Below are 16,925 nucleotides of genomic sequence, written 5' to 3' on the forward strand. Positions count from 1 at the left end.
CTAGGGTGCGGCGGTGACCTCCCTCGGCGCCGTGACCTGGCCGGAGCTGCCCGAGCGCCCGCTGCTGGTCGTCCCGCTGGGTGCCGTGGAGCAGCACGGCCCCCACCTGCCGCTGACGACCGACACCGCGGTCGCGACGGCGGCCGCCGGGGCTGCCGTCGACCGGCTGCCCGGGGCGCTGCTGGCCCCCGCGCTCGCCTACGGGGCCAGCGGTGAGCACGAGGACTTCCCCGGCACGGTCTCGCTGGGCACCGAGGCGCTGACCGGGCTGCTCGTCGAGTACGGGCGCTCGGCCTGCCGGTGGGCCGGGCGGGTGCTGATCGTCAACGGGCACGGCGGCAACCTCGACGCGCTGCGGACGGCGGTGCCGCGGGTGCGCGCCGAGGGCCGCGACGTGGCGTGGTTCCCGTGCGGCTTCCCGGGCGGCGACGCGCACGCCGGCCGCACCGAGACGTCGCTGATGTTGCACGTGGAACCGGAGCAGGTCCGGCGAGACCGCGCCGTGACCGGCGAGACCGCGCCGATCGGGGAGCTGCTGCCGCGGCTGCGGGCTGAGGGCGTGCGCGCCGTCAGCCCGAACGGGGTGCTCGGGGATCCCGGCGGTGCCAGCGGCGCGGAAGGCGAGGCCCTGCTGGCGGGCCTGGTCGGGCGGCTGGTCCCGGGCGTTGCCGCCTGGCGGGTGGACGACGACGGACGGCTCCGGAGCTGACTCCGGAACCGCCCGTCGGACGTGCTGGTGATCAGCCGCCGAGCGCGTCCGCGAACTGCGGCACGGTGGCGTCGATCGCGTACAGCAGACCCGGGGCCGACGCGCTGGAGAACGCGTTCAGCACCGTGAGGTCCTCCAGGACGACGGCGCGCCCTTCCTGGACGGCGGGCAGCGCCTGCCACAGCGGGTTGCCGGTAAACTCCGAGGCCTCCACGAAGATGGGGAAGACCACGGTGAGCTCGGCGTCGAGCAGGGAGAGCTGCTCCTCGCTGACCGGCACGAAGAAGTTCTCGGTCGCCAGGGCCTCGATCTCGGCCTTGTTCTCGAAGCCGAGCTGCTCCATGAACTGGACCCGCGAGTCCCCGCTCACGTAGGCCCCGAAGCCCTCGGAGGTGTACGCGCCGACGGCGACCTCGGTGCCGTCGAACTCCGGGTGCTCGGCGGCGGCGTCGGCGAACGCCTGCTCGACCTGCGCCGCGAGCTCCTCGGCCTCCTCGGTCTTGCCGAGCGCCCGGCCGACCATCTCCAGCTGCTGCTGCCAGGTGGTCTGGTACGGGCCCACGCCCTCGGGCTGGCCGATCGTCGGGGCGATCTGGCTCAGCAGCTCGTAGCGGCTCTCCTCGCCCGACGAGCGGGTGTCGAGGATGAGGTCCGGCTCGAGGGCGGCGATCGCCTCGAAGCTGGGCTCGAGGGTCTCGATGAGCACCGGCGGCTCGTCGTAGCCCTGCTCGACCCAGTCGCCGAGGCCGTCCTCCCCGCCGACGGCGAGCCAGTCGCTGGCGCCGACCGGCTCCACGCCGAGCGCGAGCGCCGTCTCGGCGTCGGACCAGCCGAGCGCGACCACGCGGGTGGGCTCCTCCTCGACGGTGACCTCGCTGAAGGCGGTCTCCACCGTCACGGGGAAAGCCGACGACGACGAGCCACCGGTCGCCTCGCTCTCGGCGGGGGCGGGTTCGTCGCCCGCTCCGCAGCCGGTGGCGACGAGTGCGGTGGCCGCGAGCGCGACGGCGCCGCGGAGGGCAGGACGGACGAGCATGGGATCTCCTCGGACGATCAGGTAAGGCTGACCTAAGCAGAGCACACGGACCTGGGAAGCCGGCGGCCGGGACCGGATCGTTACTGTCGGAGGCCCCGCGGGCCGCGGGCGGGACGCACGAGGGAGCCGGGCATGGACGGGGCGAGCGCGGGGCACGAGGGCTGGCTGGTCGTGGTCGACCTGCAGCACGTCTTCGGCGAGCAGGACTCGCCCTGGACCGCGCCGCGGTTCGAGGAGGTCCGCCCGCGCATCCGCCGGCTGGTCGAGGCCTTCGGCGAGCGCGTGGTCTTCACCCGTTTCGTGGCGCCTGCCGAGCCGGTCGGGGCGTGGAAGGAGTACTACGCGAAGTACGACTTCGCGCTTCAGCCGCCCGACGCGCACTGCTACCAGCTCGTCGAGGACCCGGGCGGACGGCCGGTCGTGGACGCCACCACGTTCGGCAAGTGGGGGCCGGAGCTGGCCGCGGTGGTCGGCGAGGGGCCGCTCACCGTCGTCGGCGTCGCCACCGACTGCTGCGTCGTCTCCACCGTCCTGCCGGCCGCCGACGCCGGCGTGGCCGTGCGCGTGGTCACCGACGCGTGCGCCGGGGCGGGCGACGAGGAGCACGAGCGGGCGCTGCAGGTTATGGCCGGTTACGCGCCGCTGGTGTCCTTCGCGACGACCGACGAGGTCCTGGCGGAGGGGTGATCCCCGCCCCGCCGGAGCGCCGCCTGCCCGACGGGTTCGCCGTCCGGCTCGACCCGCGCACCCGCCGCCGCGACGGCGGCGCCACCCTGCTCGGCGGGTCGCCGCTGCGGCTGCTCCGGCTCGCCCCCCGCGCCGCCGGCCTGCTCGCCACCGATCGGCTGGCGGTCCGCGACGCGACGAGCGCCGCGCTGGCCGCCCGGCTGCTGGACGCCGGCCTCGCCCACCCCGACGTGCCGGCCCACCCCGACCTGCCCGCGGACGCCGACCCGGCCGGCGTGACCGTCGTCGTCCCCGTGAAGGACCGCCCGGCCGGGCTGGCCCGGCTGCTCGCCGCGCTGCGCGCCGACCCCGCCACCGCCGGCCTGCCGGTCGTCGTCGTCGACGACGGGTCGGCGGTGCCGGTGATGGCGCCGGAGGGCGTCCGGGTGCTGCGGCACCCGAGCGCCCGGGGGCCGGCCGCCGCGCGCAACGCCGGGCTGGCGGCCGCGATGACGGACCTCGTCGCCTTCCTCGACTCCGACTGCGTGCCGCTGCCCGGGTGGCTGGCCCGGCTGCGCCCGCACCTGGCCGATCCGCGGCTGGCCGTCGTGGGTCCCCGCATCGTGCCGCTGGCCGGCGCGGCGCGCGGCTGGACGAGCCCCTACGAGGAGGTCGCCGGCGCGCTCGGCATGGGCCCGCACCCGGCGGCGGTGCGGCCGCTGTCGGCGGTCTCCTACCTGCCCAGTGCGGCGCTGCTGGTGCGCCGGGCGGCGATGGGGGCGGGGTTCGACGAGGCGATGCGGGTGGCCGAGGACGTCGACCTGGTCTGGCGGCTGACCGCCGCGGGCTGGCGAGTGCGGTACGAGCCGGCGGCCGCGGTCGCCCACGAGCACCCGGCGCGCACCGCCGACTGGCTGCGCCGCCGCGCCTTCTACGGCACCGGCGCCGCGCTGCTGGCCGCCCGGCACGGCCCGGCCGTGTCGCCGCTGGTGATCGCGCCGGAGACGGCGGCCACCTGGGCACTGCTGGTGGCCGGGGGGCGCTGGGGGAGGGGTGCCGGCATCGGCCTGCTCGGGTGGACCACCGCCCGCCTCGCCCGCCGGCTGGCCCGCCCCGGAGAGCCCGCCCCGGCCGCGCTCGCCGCCGGCCTGGCGGTGCGGGGCCTGGCCGCGTCGGGGCAGGCGCTGGCCCGGGCGGTCACCCGGCACCACTGGCCGCTGGCCGCGGCGGCGGCCGTGGGGTCGCGGCGGGCCCGCCGGGGGCTGCTGGCCATCGCCGTGGCCGACGCGCTGGTGAGCTGGTGGCCGCACCGGGGCCGGACCGGACCGGTCCGTCACGGCCTGGCCCGGCGGCTGGACGACCTCGCCTACGGCACCGGGCTGTGGGCCGGCGCGGTGCGCGCCCGCGACGCCCGCGCCCTCCTGCCGGTGCGCCCGCCGCGGTGACGGACCGCCCGGTCGCGGAATGCCCGGCGGCCCCGGCGCCTTGAGAGGCGTCGTACCGCGGTCCGACCAGCGTGGGTCCCGCTCAGCACCGATCGACGGGGAAGCCGTGACCCCCACCCAGGAACGCACCGCGCCCGCAGCCGCCGCATCCGCCCCCGACCGCCCGGGGGCCGCGCGCACCGCGCTGACGCTGGGCGCCTTCGTCGCGCTCGGCCCGCTGACCATCGACATGTACCTGCCGGCGCTGCCGAGCATCACCGACGACCTGCTGACGACGTCGGCGACGGTGCAGCTCACGCTCACCGGCACCCTGGTCGGCCTCGCCTTCGGCCAGCTGGTCATCGGCCCGCTGTCGGACGCCTGGGGCCGGCGCCGCCCGCTGATCGCCGGGACGGCGCTGCACGTGCTGGCCTCGCTGCTGGTGCTGCTCGCCCCGACCATCGCCGTGCTCGGCGCGCTGCGCTTCCTGCAGGGCGTCGGCGCGGCTGCCGGCTCGGTGATCGCGCTGGCCGTGGTGCGCGACCTCTACGACGGCCGGGCCGCGGCGACGATGCTCTCCCGGCTGTTCCTCGTGCTGGGCGCCGCGCCGGTGCTGGCGCCCACCATCGGCGGGGAGCTCCTGCGCTTCACCAGCTGGCGCGGCGTCTTCGCCGCCCTCGCCGCCTACGGGCTGGTCATGGTGGTCGTCGGCTGGCTGACGCTGCGCGAGACACTGCCGCCGGAGCGGCGGCGCAGCAACGGGGTGCGGGGCACGCTGCGGATCTACGGCGGCCTGCTGCACGACCGCGTCTACGTCGGCCTCGTGCTCGTCGCGGGGCTGACGATGGCCGGGCTGTTCAGCTACGTGTCGGGCTCCTCGTTCGTCTACCAGGAGGAGTTCGGCCTCGACGAGCAGCAGTTCGGCCTGCTGTTCGGCGCGGGGGCGTTCTGGCTGATCGCGGCCACCCAGCTCAACCCGCTGCTGCTGCGCCGCTGGTCCCCGCAGCGGCTGCTCGTCGCCGGCACGGTGCTCGGCGCGCTCGCCGGGGCGGGGCTGGCCGGGCTCGCCGCCACCGGCACCGGCGGCCTCCCGGCGGTCACCGGCGCGCTGTGGGTCGTGCTGTTCGCCTGCGGCCTCGCGTTGCCCAACGCCCCCGCGCTGGCGCTCTCCCGGCACGGCGAGGCCGCGGGCAGCGCCGCCGCCCTGCTCGGCGCGGTGCAGTTCGGCGTGGGGGCGGTCGTCTCCCCGGTGGTGGGGCTGCTCGGCAACGACTCGGTGGCGATCGGGCTGGTGGTCGTCGCGGCCCTGTCGCTCGCCCTCGTCGTCCTGGGCACCGTCGTGCGGCCGTGGCAGCTGCGCTGACCCGCGATTCCCGCTCTGGTGGAAACCGCCGCTAGCGGCCACGATGACCGGGAGATGAGCGACTTCCCGTGGCCCGGCCGGTGACGACCGCCGTCAACCCGTGGCTGGCGCTGCCGGACGGGCCGCCGTCCGCCGCCCGCACGCGTCGGCTGCGCGCGGCGCACGAGCGCCTCGTCACCGCCAGCGCGCTGCCCGCCGACGACGCGGTCCGCCCGGTCGTGCGCGACTCGTGGCGGCGCTCCCTCGGCAGCGGCGTGGACCCCGACGGCGGGCTGCCCCCGGTCGAGCTCCTCGACGCCGAGCTGCGGGCCTACCGGGCCGCCCACCCGCTGGCCCCGGTGCTGCCGGTGATCCGCCGGCTGCTGGTGCAGGACGCCGAGGCCGACCGGATGATCGTGGCGGTCAGCGACGCCGCCGGCCGGATGCTGTGGGTCGAGGGCGACCGCGGGCTGCGCGCGCGGGCGGGGGCGATGAACTTCGTCGAGGGCGCCCGGTGGTCGGAGGAGGTCGCCGGCACCAACGCCCCGGGGACGGCGCTGGCGGTCGACGCCGCCGTGCAGATCTACGGCAGCGAGCACTTCCGCCGGTCGGTGCAGCCCTGGAGCTGCTCCGCCGCCCCGGTGCACGACCCGGTGACAGGGGCGCTGCTCGGCGCGATCGACGTCACCGGCGGCGACCACGTGGCCAGCCCGCACGTGTTCACCCTCGTCCGCGCGACGGTGGCCGCCGTGGAGTCCGAGCTCCGCTGGCTGCACCGGGAGCGGCTCGCCGTCGGCCCGGTGGCGGCCGGGCCGGCGCCGGCGGAGGCCCGGCTGGAGGTGCTGGGCCGGGAGCGGGCCCGGCTGACGCTGCCGGGCGGGCCGCTGGAGCTCTCGGTCCGGCACTCGGAGCTGCTGTTCCTGCTCGCGGAGGCCGCCGCCGCGGGGCAGGGGCGCGACGCCGCCCAGCTCGCCGCCGAGGTCCACGCGGGCGCGGCGGCCACGGTCACCGTCCGGGCCGAGCTGTCCCGGCTGCGGCGGCTGGTCGGGGGTGACCTGCTCGAGTCCCGCCCGTACCGCCTGGTCGGCCGGGTGCGCACCGACGCCGAGCAGGTGCGCGGGCTCGTCGCGCGGGGCGAGCTCGCCGCCGCGCTCGAGCACTACGCGGGGCCGGTGCTGCCCGGTTCGCAGGCGCCGGGGGTCCGGCAGGCCCGCGACCGGCTGCTCGGCCTGCTCCGGCGGGCGGTGCTCACCACGCGCCGCCCCGACCTGCTGCTGCGCCTGGCGCAGCTGCCCGAGCTGCGGGAGGACGCCGGCGTCTGGCAGGCGTTGTGCGAGGTCCTGCCCGCCGGCTCACCGCGCCGGGCGGCCGTGACGGCGCACCTGCACCGCCTGCGGCTGGCCGGCCGGGTGCGCTGACCCGCCCGGCGCGGGAATGCTGAGGGCGGCTCACGACTTCGCAGCTGGAGTGATCGCCCCGCCCCTCGCCGACCGCCCACCCCTGTCCACCGGGAGGCTGGTCGCCGCGGTCGTGGCCCTCGGGCTCGGCGGGTTCGCCATCGGCACCACCGAGTTCGTCACCATGGGGCTGCTGCCCGACCTGGCCGAGGGCGTGGGCATCACCATCCCCACCGCCGGCCACCTCATCTCCGCCTACGCGCTCGGCGTCGTCGTCGGGGCGCCGGTGATCGCCGCCCTGGCCACCAAGCTGCCGCGCCGGGCGGTGCTGCTCGGGCTCATGGCGGCCTTCATCGCGGGCAACGTCCTCACCGCGCTGGCCCCGGGGTACGGGTCGCTGCTGGCCTCGCGGTTCCTCTCCGGGCTGCCGCACGGGGCCTACTTCGGCGTCGCCTCCCTGGTGGCCGCCTCGCTCGTGGCGCCGCGCCTGCGCGGCCGGGCGGTGAGCTCGGTGATGCTGGGCCTCGCCGTGGCCAACGTCGCGGGCGTGCCCTCGGCGACCTGGCTCGGGCAGCAGTTCGGCTGGCGCACCGCCTACTGGGCGGTCGCGGTGCTCGCGCTGCTCACCATCGCCGCCACCGCCTTCGTGGTGCCCGCCGCGCCGGGCAACCGCGGGGCCACGGTGCGCACCGAGCTCGGGGCGCTGCGCCGCCCGCAGGTGCTGCTCACGTTGCTGGTCGGCGTCGTCGGCTTCGGCGGCATGTTCGCCGTGTACAGCTACATCGCGCCGCTGGTCACCGAGGTCACCGGCATGTCCCGCGGCGCCATCCCCCTGGTGCTGCTCGCGTTCGGCGTGGGTGGCGTGCTCGGGACGGCGGTGGGCGGCCGGCTCGCCGACCTGGCGCTGTTCCCCTCGCTGGTCGGCGCCAACGTCGTCACCGGCGTGCTGCTGGCGCTGGTGCCGGTGGCCGCCCGCACCCCCGCCACGATCGTCCTCGCGATCTTCCTGTTCGCCGCCAGCGCGTCGGTCCTGGTGGTCTGCCTGCAGCTGCGGCTGATGGAGGTCGCCGGGGAGGCGCAGATGCTGGGGGCGGCGCTGAACCACTCGGCGCTGAACGCGGCCAACGCGCTCGGCGCGTGGCTCGGCGGGCTGGTCATCGCCGCCGGCCTGGGCTACACCGCGCCGGGCTGGGTCGGGGCGGGGCTCGCCGTGCTCGGTCTGCTGGCGCTCACCGCCTCGGCGCTGCTGCGGCGCCGCGAGCTGCGCGCGGCCGCCGCGGGGGACATGGTGCCGGGCCTCAGGGCGGAGCCGGCCGGCGTGCGCTGACCGCGAGGCGCCGGTCAGCGCAGCAGGGCGGCCAACTGCTCGGCGTGGTCCCGCTGGTGGCCGGGCAGGAAGTCCAGGACGTCGCCGAGCGTCAGCGCGCCGTCGGTGGCGTGCCGCCCGGTGCGCGCCCGCTCGGCGTCCGGCACGCCGCGGACGGCCGCCAGCAGACCGGCCTGGGCCTCGCGCAGCTCGTCGAGCAGGCGGGACGTCGGGACGGCGGCGTACCCGGCCACCCGGTCGGCCGCGGTGGGGTCGAAGTCGGGCAGCAGCGGGTCGTCCTCGGTGCGCAGGCGCGCGACGCGGGCGGTGAAGACCCGGGCGCTGTCACGCAGATGACCCGCCACCTCGTGCGGCGTCCAGGCCAGCTCCGCGGCGTAGGCGGGGAAGTGGCCGGAGCCGACCAGTCGCACGTGCTCGGCGTCCGGCAGGCGCCGGGAGCGGAGCGCGGCGGCCGGGGCGGCGGTCAGCAGCTCGGCCACCCGCTGCTGCTGGGCGGCCAGGGCGTCGGCGGGGCTGCGGGGCGGGGCGGTGGTGAGCACCCGGGAACCGTCGCCCACCGCCGGTCGGGGCACCAGACCCCCGGCTGCCAGGAAGCGCGGCGATCCCGCCTGCAACGGCCGTGCAACGTGCCGGGACCCTGCTCACCAGGGCCTTCACGAGGCCCGGACGGAGAAATCGCGCAGGTAAGCGTGGCCTAAGTCACACCTTTCGGGTCAGACTCCGCTCGGGCCCGCGGCCGACCGCGGGCGCAGCGACCCCTGCAACGAGGCGGAGGACTGATGACCCGGATCAGCGTGCGGGTGGACGGGGCGTCCTACCAGGACGACGTCGAACCGCGGACCCTGCTCGTCCACTACCTGCGCGAGCAGCTCGGCAAGGTCGGGACCGTGGTCGGGTGCGACACCAGCAACTGCGGCGCCTGCACCGTGCACCTCGACGGCGAGGCCGTGAAGAGCTGCACCGTGCTGGCGGTCCAGGCCGACGGCGCCGAGGTCACCACCATCGAGGGCGTGGCCCGCGGCGGCGAGCTGCACCCGGTGCAGAAGGCCTTCCACGAGATGCACGGGCTCCAGTGCGGCTTCTGCACCCCCGGCATGATCATGGCCTCGATCGACCTGCTGCAGGACAACCCCGACCCCAGCGAGGACGAGGTGCGCGAGGGCATCGAGGGCAACCTCTGCCGCTGCACCGGCTACCAGAACATCGTCCGCGCCGTGCAGCAGGCGGCCGGCGAGCTGCGGGGCGATGGCTCCGGCCCACCCGCCAACGGCTCCGCGTCGCCCGCCGCCGTCGACACCGCCGCCGCGCCGCACGTGGTGGGGCAGTCGTGACCGCCGTCGAGGACCGCACCGGGGCCCCGTCCCCCGAGATCGGCAAGGCGCGGAAGCGCAAGGAGGACGCGCGGCTCATCACCGGCCGCACCACCTGGACCGACAACATGGTGCTGCCGGGGATGCTGCACCTCGCCGTCGTCCGCAGCCCGGTCGCGCACGCCCGCATCACGAACGTCGACGTCACCGCGGCCCGCGAGGCGCCGGGCGTCGTCGCCGTCTACACCGGTGCCGACCTGGCCGAGGAGCAGGGGTCGCTGCCCTGCGCCTGGCCGGTGACGCCGGAGATGGTCAACCCCGGCCACCCCTCGATCGCCGTCGACCGGGTCAACCACGTCGGCGAGGCGGTCGCGGTGATCGTCGCCCGCAGCAAGACCGCGGCCCAGGACGCCGTCGAGCTGGTCGACGTCGACTACGACTCCCTGCCGGTCGTGCTCGACATGGAGGAGGCGGTCAAGGACGGCGCCGACCTCGTGCACGACCACCTCGAGTCCAACACCAGCTACCACTTCGTCTTCGATGCCGGCGAGATGGGCACCGGGTCGGACACCGACCAGGCGTTCGCCGACGCCGACGTCGTGGTCAGCCGGCGGCTGATCCAGCAGCGGCTGATCCCGGCGTTCATGGAGCCGCGCTCGGTCGTCGTCCAGCCGCAGGGCGAGAACTACACGATGTGGTCGGCGACCCAGATCCCGCACATCCTGCGGGTGATGGCGGCGATGGTCACCGGCATCCCCGAGCACAAGCTGCGGGTGGTGGCCCCCGACGTCGGCGGCGGGTTCGGCGGCAAGCTGCAGGTGAACCCGGAGGAGATCCTCTGCCTGTTGATCGCCCGCCGGCTCGGCAAGCCGGTGAAGTGGACCGAGACGCGCAGCGAGTCGCTGATGACCGCCCACCACGGCCGCGACCAGATCCAGTACGTGGACATCGCCGCCGACCGCGAGGGCAACGTCAAGGGCCTGCGGGTGCGGCTGCTGGCCGACATGGGCGCCTACCTGCGGCTGATCACGCCCGGCGTCCCGGCGCTCGGGGCCTTCATGTACCCCGGCATCTACAAGTTCCCGGCCTACCGTTTCGAGTGCGACGGGGTGTTCACCAACAAGGTGCCCACCGACGCCTACCGCGGCGCCGGGCGCCCGGAGGCCACGTTCGCCATCGAGCGGATCATGGACGAGCTCGCCGTCGAGCTGGGCATGGACCCGATGGAGCTGCGGCGGAAGAACTGGATCAACGCCGACGAGTTCCCGTTCACCACGGTGGCCGGGCTCGCCTACGACAGCGGCGACTACGAGACGGCGACGCAGCAGGCGCTGGAGCTGCTCGGCTACGACGAGCTGCGCGCCGAGCAGCAGCGGCGGCGGGAGTCCGGCGACCGCGTCCAGCTGGGCATCGGCATCTCCACCTTCACCGAGATGTGCGGCCTGGCCCCTTCGCGGGTGCTCGGCTCGCTCTCCTTCGGCGCCGGTGGCTGGGAGCACGCCGCGATCCGCATGCTGCCCACCGGCAAGGTGGAGGTCGTCACCGGCTCGACGCCGCACGGGCAGGGCCACGAGACGGCGTGGAGCCAGCTGGTCGCCGACTCCCTCGGGGTGCCCTTCGAGGACGTCGAGGTGCTGCACGGGGACACCGCCATCTCCTCCCGCGGGCTGGACACCTACGGCTCCCGGTCGCTGGTCGTCGGCGGCTCGGCGGTCGTGAAGGCGGCGGACAAGGTGATCGCCAAGGCCCGGAAGATCGCCGCGCACCTGCTGGAGGCCAGCGAGGACGACCTGGAGTTCAGCGGCGGGCGGTTCTCGGTGCGCGGCACGCCCGGCGCCGGGCTCGGCATCCAGGAGATCGCGCTGGCGATCTTCGCGGCGCACGACTACCCGGAGGGGGTCGAGCCGTCCATCGACGCCGAGGCGACCTTCGACCCGGAGAACTTCTCCTTCCCGCACGGCACGCACCTCTGCGCCATGGAGGTCGACACCGAGACCGGGTTCGTGAAGATCCGCAAGTACGCCTGCGTGGACGACGTCGGCACGATCGTGAACCCGCTGATCGTCGAGGGCCAGGTGCACGGCGGCCTGGCCCAGGGCATCGCGCAGGCGCTCTACGAGGAGGCCGTCTACGACGCCGACGGCAACCTCACCACCGGCACCTTCGTCGACTACCTGGTGCCCTCGGCCGCGGACCTGCCGCACTTCGACACGGGCAACACGGTGCACACCGCGCCGGGGAACCCGATCGGCGCCAAGGGTGTGGGCGAGGCCGGCTGCATCGCCTCGACGCCCGCGGTGGTCAACGCCGCGCTGGACGCCGTCCGTCACCTGGGCGTCACCGACATCCGCATGCCGCTGACGCCCGAGCGCGTCTGGCGGGCCATCCACGCCGGCGGGGACGGCGGAGATCGCGCCACCGCCGGCTCCAACGCCTACGGCGGGGCGCAGACCGAGACCACCACCGGGGTGTCCACCGAGGCTTCGTCGCTGGGAGGGGACCGATGATTCCCGCACCGTTCGAGTACGCCCGCCCGACCACGGTCGACGAGGCGCTTCAGGCGATCGCCGCCGGCGGCGAGGACGTGAAGGTCCTCGCCGGCGGGCAGTCGCTCATCCCGGTCATGCGGCTGCGGCTGGCCGCGCCGGAGACCGTCGTCGACCTGGGCCGGGTCACCGAGCTGCGGGGCGTGCGGGAGGACGGCGACGCGCTGGTCATCGGCGCGATGACCACGCACTCCGACGTCCTCGCCGACCCGCTGATCGGGCAGCACGCGCCGCTGATCGCCGAGGCCACCGCCACGGTGGCCGACCGGCAGGTGCGCCACCGGGGCACCTTCGGCGGCGCGCTGGTGCACGCCGACCCCGCGGGTGACCTGCCCGCGGTGGCGCTGGCGCTGGACGCGGAGTTCGTCATCGCGGGAACCGGCGGGCGCCGCACCGTGCCGGCGAGCGAGTTCTTCGTCGACTACCTCACCACCGCCGTCGGCGAGGAAGAGCTGCTCGTGGAGGTGCGGGTCCCGAAGCTCGACGGGCAGTGGGGCATGCGGTACGAGAAGTTCAACCGCGTCGCCCAGGCGTGGTCGATCGTCGCGGTGGCCGCCGCGGTACGCCGCGAGAACGGGCACATCGCCGAGGCGCGGATCGGGCTGACCAACATGGGGCCGACGCCGCTGCGCGCCGGCGCGGTGGAGGCGGCGCTCGCCGGTGCGGAGGCGACGCCCGAGGCGATCGCCGCGGCCGCCGCGCACGCCGCCGAGGGCACCGAGCCCAGCAGCGACCTGAACGCCCAGGCCGACTACCGGCAGCACCTGGCGACCGTCCTCACGCGCCGGGCGGTGACGGCCGCCGCCGGGCTGTAGCGCGATCAGGACCCGGTCCGTACGCATGTCCGGCACCGGTACGTGCGTACGGACCGGGGTCCCTCCTCGGGCTGAAGATCAGCCGATCACCGCTGTGGCCTCGACCTCCACCAGTGCTCCGGGCGCGGCCAGCGCAGGCACGCCGATACCCGTGAGCGGCGGGGTGGGAGTGAGGCCGAGCGCGGCGGACGCCCGCGCGACGCCCTCGACGATGGCACCCATCTTCTCCGGCGCGTAGTCGACGATGTACACGGTGAGCTTCGCGACGTCGGCGAACGATGCCCCGACGCCGGCCAGCGCGGTGGCCACATTGAGGTAGCACTGCTCCACCTGCGTAGCCAGGTCTCCTTCCCCGACCAGGTGGCCGCTCGCGTCCCACGCCACCTGCCCGGCGACGAAGACGAGCCTGGAGCCGGTGGCGACGGAGACCTGTCGATGGCTGTCCACCACCGGCAGTCCGTGCGGGTTGACCAGATCGAGCGGCATGCGGCTTTCCCTTCGGCGGCTGATCCCCGGAGTTGTGCGCGGGAACCGTGAACATGAATACAGATTCAGAGTAGCGGGCCCGGTGTCCGGCGGTCGGGCGTTCCACTTCCGCCCTGGTGCCGCGCGGGGGCCGCCTGTCGCAACAGCTATCGTCGGTCCCGACGTCACGACCAGGAAGGCTTAGATGGCGAGCGCCGACACGTCCGGCAGCGCCGGCGCGGCGTCGGAGCGCCAGCTGCCGAAGACCGCCCGCGGGGCGAGGACGCGGGCTCGTCTGGTGGCGGCCGCGCGCCAGGTGTTCGAGCGCGACGGCTACCTGGACTCCCGGATCGCCGACATCACCAAGGAGGCGGATTCGGCCGCGGGGTCGTTCTACTCCTACTTCGACAGCAAGGACGAGATCTTCCGAGCCGTCCTCGACGAGGTGCAGGAGGAGATGCTCCACCCGCACCTCGATGGCATGTCCTCGTCGAACGACCCGCTGGCGGTCATCGAGGCGAGCAATCGGGCATACCTGGTGGCGTACCAGCGCAACGCAAAGCTCATGCGCCTGCTCGAGCAGGTCGCCACCATCGACGACGACTTCCGGGAGTTGCGCAAGCGTCGCTCGGACACCTTCATGCGCCGCAATGCGCGGGTCGTCAGGGAGCTGCAGGCGAGAGGGCTCGCCGACCCGTCGCTGAACCCTCTGCTCGCGGCCGGGGCGCTGTCCGGCATGGTGTCGCGGATGGCCTACACCAACTGGGTGCTGGGCGAGAACTGGGAGCTCGAGGAGCTGGCCGACACGCTCACCCGGATCTGGGCGAATGCGCTGCGGATCCCGCAGGGCGCTCCGGGGTCGCCCCCCGGAGGAAGCCGGTCCTAGCGTTCCTCGCCCCCCGCTTCTCGGCACCCGCGGCGGGATCGAGCCGCCGCCGTCGGAACTGTACTTGAATCCGGTTTCGGATCAGCCTACGGTCGGTCGGTCGCGTCCGCTGCGACGGCCCGTCGTGGCCACGTCGGGCCCGTGCCGGGCCGTGGTAGCGCGCCGGCGTCGCTCCGCCGTCGGCAGACGAGGAGGCATCGTGGACGCGATTCCCCGCGGCACCGCCGATCGGGCACGGGCCGACCTACTGCCGGCGGGGCGACCCGCTGCGCAACTGATCCAGATCTGCTTCGTCGTGTCAGACCTCGACGCGTCGCTGAGGCGCTTCTCCGCCACCTTCGGGGCAGGTCCCTGGTTCCTCGCGACGACGCCGGCCGGTCGGGCCGACCCGACGGTGTACCGGGGGCGACCGACTCCGCTCGATGCCGAGATCGCCCTCGCGTATGGCGGGGACGTCATGTACGAGCTGGTGCGGCCTCGGCCGGGATCGGTGTCAGTCTTCCGTGAGGGGGTCGACCGGAGCGGCCTGGGGATCCACCACCTCGGCTTCGCGACGGAGGACTTCGACGCGACGCTGAGCCGTCTCGGCTCCGAGGGCCGCGAGCTGCTGTGCACGTCCGTCACCCCGAGGGGCGCCCGGGTCGCCATCGTCGGAGGCGGGCCACCGCTCGGCGTGCTCGAGGAGTACATCGAGCTCACCCCCGCCACGCGGGAGTTCTACGCCCACATGCGGGCCCGCGCGGCGGAGTGGGACGGTCGCGAGCTGGTCTGTCAGGGGTGACAGTCAGCGGGGTGCGGGTTGCCGCCGCCAAGTATTGAATCCGGATTCGGATTCGCTTACTCTGCTTTGCTAGAGGCCGGTAGGCGGCTGAACTAGGAGGAGCGCGCATGAGCCAGCCGTTGCAGGGGCGAGTCGCGATCATCACCGGCTCCAGCCGCGGAATAGGGCGCGAGTTCGCGCTCCGGTTGGCGAAGGAAGGCGCTCACGTCGTCATCACCGGCAAGAGCGACACGGACTCGCCGCGCCTGCCCGGCACGATCCACTCCGTGGCACGGGAGGTCGAGGATCTCGGCGGACAGGCGCTCGCACTGCGTGTCGACGTCCGTGACGAACAGAGCGTCGAGGAGATGGTCGAGCGCACCGTGCAGCGCTTCGGGCGCCTCGACATCCTGCTGAACAACGCCGGCGCCCTCTGGTGGGAGCGCGTCTTCGACACGCCACCGAGCCGGGTCGCGTTGATGTTCGAGGTCAACCTGCGCGCCTCGTACCTCGCGACTTACCACGCGCTGCCGCACATGATCGCCGGCGGCTGGGGGCACATCGTCATGAACTCCCCGCCCATCAGCACGGTCGCGACACCGGGTCACGCGATGTACTACTGCATGAAGATGGGCATGACGCGGCTGGCCATCGGCGTCGCCGCAGAGCACGCCGCTGACAACGTCGCCGCCAACAGCCTGTGGCCGGCCACCCCCATCGAGTCCTACGCGACGTTGAACTGGTCCGCGGACAAGATGGGCCGCCCGGACCAGTGGCGGCACCCGTCCATCATGTGCGACGCGCTGATGGAGATCCTGCGGAGCGACCCCGGCGACCTCACGGGCCGTCAGCTCATCGACGAGGTGCTGCTGCGGGAGAGGGGCTGGACCGACGCCGACATCGACAGCTACTGGCTCGCCGGCAAGGCGCCGGACGACCCGATGTGGATCGACGAGCGCTCCTACCTCGCGGGGACCGGCCGGTCGTGACCGTCGGCGGGAGTGCTTGCACGCCGAATCCGGATCCGAATCCCGTCGGATCCACGTCCTGCGGCCCCGAAGGGAATCCGATGAACCAGTCACCCGTCCGCACCGTGCAGGCGCCGGCGTGCGCCGTCCGGTCGCCGCGTCGCGAGGCCCGCGTCGCCGGCGCCCCGGGGCGGCAGCAGTGAGCGCCGAGCTGTTCGTGGCCGACAGCGGCGAGGCCGAGCTGCCGGTGATGCTCTGCCTGCACTCGCTGTTCATCGACCACACCATGTTCGACGAGCTGGCCGCTGCGGCTGCCGGGCGTTTCCGGGTCGTCCGGCCGGACTTCAGGGGACAGGGGCGCAACCCCGACGTCACCGGCATCGTGACGATGGACCAGTGCGCCGACGACATCGTCGAGCTCGTCGACCGGATGCACCTCGGCACCGTGCACATCGTCGCCCAGTCGATGGGCGGCGACGTCGCTGTCCGCGTCGCCGCACGCCGGCCCGAGCAGGTCGAGCGCATGGTGCTGCTCGGCTCGTCGGCGCGGGAAGAGCCGGCCGAGCACCTGGAGGCGTTCCGGCCCATCGCCGACGAGGTGGCTCGCAAGGGATTCGTCGACGACCTGCTCGACACGACGACGCACATCATGTTCGGGGAGACCTGCCGCAACGATCCGGCGCGTGCTCATGTCGTCGACCACTGGCGAGCCCACTTCGCGGGGCTGTCGAAAGGTCTGGCAGCGCCCATCCGCGGCGTCGTCGAGCGGCCCAGCGCCGTGGACCTCCTTCCGTCGATCAGGGCAAGGACGCTCGTCGTCAGCGGCGGCGAGGACGCGGCGCGCCCGCCGGCCTGGTCCGCCGAGCTGGTCGCCGGAGTACCGGACGCGGAGCTCTGGAGCCTTCCCACCACCGGTCACAGCGTCATTCTCGAGTCGCCCGACGTCGTGATCCCACGAGTCATGGCGTTTCTCGAGGGCGACAACGAGCGGCGGTGACGTCCGCGCCGCCGGTCATGCCGCACCGGCTCGGGAGAGGCCGGGCGAGCCGGGGCGGGCAACGCGGCGCCCCGGGTTCCCAGCGACCGCTCAAGCCCGTGCGCGTGATCTCCGCAGCCGGGCGTCCAGGGCCGGGACGAGGACGGGCGGCTGAGCAGGCGACGTCGGCGGCCTGCGGGCTGTAGCGTCCAGAGGGACCCGGGATCGCCCCGCGCCCGCACGTGTGGGCGGTGTCGTGAACGGGGCCGCAGGGTCCGCAATCGTCCGTTCCCGGACG

At 74.6% G+C, this 16,925-nt stretch carries 16 protein-coding genes; 13 read left to right on the forward strand and 3 right to left on the reverse strand.

The window, feature by feature from the left end:
* The first annotated feature begins 13 nt into the window (after positions 1-13).
* Positions 14-709 carry a mycofactocin biosynthesis peptidyl-dipeptidase MftE gene (gene mftE, locus QOZ88_RS00400; protein WP_305997863.1) on the forward strand — a complete coding sequence of 232 codons (696 nt, stop codon included), beginning with the start codon at positions 14-16 and terminating at the stop codon, positions 707-709.
* A gap of 31 nt (positions 710-740) precedes the next feature.
* Here the strand turns inward: mftE and QOZ88_RS00405 are convergent, their stop codons facing one another.
* Entirely contained in the window at positions 741-1,745 is a 1,005-nt protein-coding gene (locus QOZ88_RS00405; RefSeq protein WP_305997864.1) for an iron-siderophore ABC transporter substrate-binding protein, read from the reverse strand.
* Between the two features lie 132 nt (positions 1,746-1,877).
* On the opposite strand from QOZ88_RS00405, the gene QOZ88_RS00410 reads away from it, so the two are divergent.
* The 5 genes from QOZ88_RS00410 (at position 1,878) to QOZ88_RS00430 (ending at position 7,901) form a co-directional block, all read left to right on the forward strand.
* Complete coding sequence (locus tag QOZ88_RS00410; RefSeq protein ID WP_305997865.1) at positions 1,878-2,432, forward strand: cysteine hydrolase family protein; 555 nt, start codon at positions 1,878-1,880, stop codon at positions 2,430-2,432.
* Entirely contained in the window at positions 2,429-3,856 is a 1,428-nt protein-coding gene (gene mftF / locus QOZ88_RS00415; RefSeq protein ID WP_305997866.1) for a mycofactocin biosynthesis glycosyltransferase MftF, read from the forward strand. The genes QOZ88_RS00410 and mftF overlap by 4 nt, the downstream gene beginning before the upstream one ends.
* A gap of 106 nt (positions 3,857-3,962) precedes the next feature.
* Positions 3,963-5,198 (forward strand): multidrug effflux MFS transporter, encoded by a 1,236-nt coding sequence (locus QOZ88_RS00420; RefSeq protein ID WP_305997867.1) that lies wholly within the window; start codon positions 3,963-3,965, stop codon positions 5,196-5,198.
* 80 nt (positions 5,199-5,278) lie between these two features.
* Positions 5,279-6,595: a sigma-54-dependent transcriptional regulator family protein gene (locus QOZ88_RS00425; RefSeq protein WP_305997868.1), complete on the forward strand. Its 1,317-nt coding sequence runs from the start codon at positions 5,279-5,281 to the stop codon at positions 6,593-6,595.
* A gap of 49 nt (positions 6,596-6,644) precedes the next feature.
* Positions 6,645-7,901, forward strand: a complete 1,257-nt coding sequence (locus QOZ88_RS00430) for an MFS transporter (protein ID WP_305997869.1) — start codon at positions 6,645-6,647, stop codon at positions 7,899-7,901.
* A 14-nt stretch (positions 7,902-7,915) separates the two neighbouring features.
* Here QOZ88_RS00430 and QOZ88_RS00435 read toward each other — a convergent pair whose 3' ends face one another.
* Positions 7,916-8,440, reverse strand: a complete 525-nt coding sequence (locus QOZ88_RS00435; protein ID WP_305997870.1) for a DinB family protein — start codon at positions 8,438-8,440, stop codon at positions 7,916-7,918.
* A gap of 240 nt (positions 8,441-8,680) precedes the next feature.
* Here QOZ88_RS00435 and QOZ88_RS00440 point away from each other — a divergent pair, with 240 nt between their 5' ends.
* The 3 genes from QOZ88_RS00440 to QOZ88_RS00450 are packed head-to-tail and all read left to right on the forward strand — an operon-like array spanning position 8,681 to position 12,572.
* Positions 8,681-9,232 (forward strand): (2Fe-2S)-binding protein, encoded by a 552-nt coding sequence (locus QOZ88_RS00440; RefSeq protein ID WP_305997871.1) that lies wholly within the window; start codon positions 8,681-8,683, stop codon positions 9,230-9,232.
* The gene (locus QOZ88_RS00445) at positions 9,229-11,718 is read left to right on the forward strand and encodes a xanthine dehydrogenase family protein molybdopterin-binding subunit (protein WP_305997872.1); all 2,490 of its coding nucleotides are present in this window, start codon (positions 9,229-9,231) and stop codon (positions 11,716-11,718) included. Before QOZ88_RS00440 ends, QOZ88_RS00445 begins: the two co-directional genes overlap by 4 nt.
* Entirely contained in the window at positions 11,715-12,572 is an 858-nt protein-coding gene (locus QOZ88_RS00450; RefSeq protein WP_305997873.1) for an FAD binding domain-containing protein, read from the forward strand. Before QOZ88_RS00445 ends, QOZ88_RS00450 begins: the two co-directional genes overlap by 4 nt.
* Positions 12,573-12,650: 78 nt before the next feature.
* Here the strand turns inward: QOZ88_RS00450 and QOZ88_RS00455 are convergent, their stop codons facing one another.
* The gene (locus QOZ88_RS00455; RefSeq protein WP_305997874.1) at positions 12,651-13,058 is read right to left on the reverse strand and encodes a RidA family protein; all 408 of its coding nucleotides are present in this window, start codon (positions 13,056-13,058) and stop codon (positions 12,651-12,653) included.
* A 184-nt stretch (positions 13,059-13,242) separates the two neighbouring features.
* Between QOZ88_RS00455 and QOZ88_RS00460 the strand changes: the two genes are divergently transcribed.
* The 4 genes from QOZ88_RS00460 (at position 13,243) to QOZ88_RS00475 (ending at position 16,648) form a co-directional block, all read left to right on the forward strand.
* A complete protein-coding gene (locus tag QOZ88_RS00460) occupies positions 13,243-13,923 on the forward strand; it encodes a TetR/AcrR family transcriptional regulator (protein WP_305997875.1) in 681 nt (226 codons plus the stop codon).
* A 199-nt stretch (positions 13,924-14,122) separates the two neighbouring features.
* On the forward strand, positions 14,123-14,704 hold the full coding sequence (locus tag QOZ88_RS00465; RefSeq protein WP_305997876.1) for a VOC family protein: 582 nt from the start codon (positions 14,123-14,125) through the stop codon (positions 14,702-14,704).
* A 107-nt stretch (positions 14,705-14,811) separates the two neighbouring features.
* Positions 14,812-15,672 (forward strand): SDR family oxidoreductase, encoded by an 861-nt coding sequence (locus tag QOZ88_RS00470; protein WP_305997877.1) that lies wholly within the window; start codon positions 14,812-14,814, stop codon positions 15,670-15,672.
* 178 nt (positions 15,673-15,850) lie between these two features.
* Positions 15,851-16,648, forward strand: coding sequence for an alpha/beta fold hydrolase (locus QOZ88_RS00475; protein ID WP_305997878.1), 798 nt, complete (start codon positions 15,851-15,853; stop codon positions 16,646-16,648).
* Positions 16,649-16,925 lie beyond the last annotated feature (277 nt).

It is taken from the genome of Blastococcus carthaginiensis (assembly GCF_030731085.1).
GTDB lineage: Bacteria > Actinomycetota > Actinomycetes > Mycobacteriales > Geodermatophilaceae > Blastococcus > Blastococcus carthaginiensis.

Bases quoted from the DNA above. Each gene is read 5' to 3' on its own strand.
- QOZ88_RS00470 (WP_305997877.1), top strand. From the start codon at position 14,812: ATGAGCCAGCCGTTGCAGGGGCGAGTCGCGATCATCACCGGCTCCAGC.
- QOZ88_RS00440 (WP_305997871.1), top strand. From the start codon at position 8,681: ATGACCCGGATCAGCGTGCGGGTGGACGGGGCGTCCTACCAGGACGAC.
- QOZ88_RS00460 (WP_305997875.1), top strand. From the start codon at position 13,243: ATGGCGAGCGCCGACACGTCCGGCAGCGCCGGCGCGGCGTCGGAGCGC.
- QOZ88_RS00455 (WP_305997874.1), bottom strand. From the start codon at position 13,058: ATGCCGCTCGATCTGGTCAACCCGCACGGACTGCCGGTGGTGGACAGC.
- QOZ88_RS00410 (WP_305997865.1), top strand. From the start codon at position 1,878: ATGGACGGGGCGAGCGCGGGGCACGAGGGCTGGCTGGTCGTGGTCGAC.
- QOZ88_RS00450 (WP_305997873.1), top strand. From the start codon at position 11,715: ATGATTCCCGCACCGTTCGAGTACGCCCGCCCGACCACGGTCGACGAG.
- QOZ88_RS00405 (WP_305997864.1), bottom strand. From the start codon at position 1,745: ATGCTCGTCCGTCCTGCCCTCCGCGGCGCCGTCGCGCTCGCGGCCACC.